Source organism: Deferribacterota bacterium, assembly GCA_034189185.1.
Lineage (GTDB): Bacteria > Chrysiogenota > Deferribacteres > Deferribacterales > UBA228 > UBA228.
The window spans coordinates 1-1,788 of record JAXHVM010000278.1; the positions used below are offsets into that span (position 1 = coordinate 1).

1 protein-coding gene is annotated in these 1,788 nt (G+C 32.3%); it reads right to left on the reverse strand.

What is annotated here, in order from left to right:
• On the reverse strand, positions 1 to 1,691 hold a 1,691-nt coding region (locus tag SVN78_10860; GenBank protein MDY6822106.1), incomplete at its 3' end, for a 3-hydroxyacyl-CoA dehydrogenase NAD-binding domain-containing protein.
• Positions 1,692 to 1,788: the final 97 nt, after the last annotated feature.

Genomic DNA, 1,788 nt, shown 5'->3' on the forward strand with positions numbered 1-1,788 from the left:
ATCGATGTGTTTTGAAATTCTCTTACAGCCATATCAATATCTTCAAAGGCTCCTTCTGTAATTGTAGAAAGCATTAACATAAGATTTGCACCAGCTGAAAAATTCTTCCCTTGATTTGCTAATACTAGCCCCTGGCCTTCTTCTTCAGCCTTTTTTATACCTTTCTTTATCATCATAATTGTATCTGGACCTATTGCATTCATTATCGAATGAAACTCAACACAAAATACACCATCACCTAAATCAATTAATGATGCACCTTTGTTTTCATCTACTATATTGCCTGCTTTTTTTAATAGCTCTAAACTTATCTCTCTCGGTCTTATTGGGACTTCTTTATAGCTATCAGTTTTCAAGTCATAATAATATTTTTTACCATCCCTAAATTCGTAGAACTTCTTTATTTTTTTAAGCTTTTCAGGAACCTGAATACCATCTTTCTCACATCTTTCTACAAACTTTTCAACACCTAACAAATCTAATCCCTCAAAGGGACCAAAATCCCAATTAAACCCCCATTTCAACGCTTTATCAACATTTACAATATCATCAGCTATTTCTGGAATCCGTTTAAAAGTATATAAGAGGGTATCTCTCATATTTCTCCACGCAAAAATAGCTGCCTTATCTTTACTTGAAAAAACTGCCTTTATTTTGTCTTTTACATTTGTTGCCATCTTAGTACTTTCAACAGATTGAAACTTAGGTTTCTTTCTTGGCACATATTCACCGGTTTTATAATCATAATAACAAGTCTCACCACCCTCTTTTTTATAAAAGCCCTTCCTAGTCTTATTGCCTAATAAGCCTTTTTCTACCATATCATTTACAAATTTTGGTATTTTAAATATTTCTCTTTCCTCATCATTAACTAGATATTCATAGCTGTTATTTGCCACATTAACAAATGTATCTATCCCAACAAGATCAGCTGTTCTAAAAACAGCACTTTTTGGTTTCCCAGTTGCCTCTCCCCCAACTGCATCCACCTCTTCAACAGTCATATCCAATTCCATCATATGCTTGATTGCATTACACATACCATAAACGCCTATTCTATTAGCTATAAAATTTGGGGTATCCTTTGCAAACACTACACCTTTACCCAATCTATTAGTTATAAAATCTGCCATAATACTCATCACTTCTTCTGAGGTATTCTCATTAGGAACTAATTCAACTAATTTCATATATCTTGGCGGGTTAAAAAAATGGGTTATTAAAAATCGTTTTTTTAATTCCTCAGGGAAGACTTTTGCCATTTCATTAATAGATAAACCGCTTGTATTTGAAGAGACAATTGCATCCTTTCCAACATTGTTAACAACCTTTTCCTTATAAAAATTCTTTTTTATATCCATTCTCTCTATTATTACCTCTATAACCCAGTCACAATCCTTTATTTTTTGGATATCGTCTTCAAAATTGCCAATTTCTATATATTTGGAAAATTCAGGTATGTAGAATGATGGATATCTAGATGTTAACGCTGAATCCAAACCTTTTTTTGCTATCCTATTTCTTACCTCCTTATCGTTTAAGGTTAGTCCTTTCTTCTTTTCTTCCTCTGTTAGCTCTTTTGGAACTATATCCAATAATAAAACTTCAAGCCCTGCATTAGCTAAATGAGCAGCAATAGCTGAACCCATAACACCTGAGCCTAAAACAGCCGCTTTGCTAAATCTTTTCATACTTACACCCCCATATTTGTGATTTTTATTTCTAATATTATTTTTTTCAATTAACAACTAACAACAAATAAAAATTAACTTTATAATTCATTTTCTT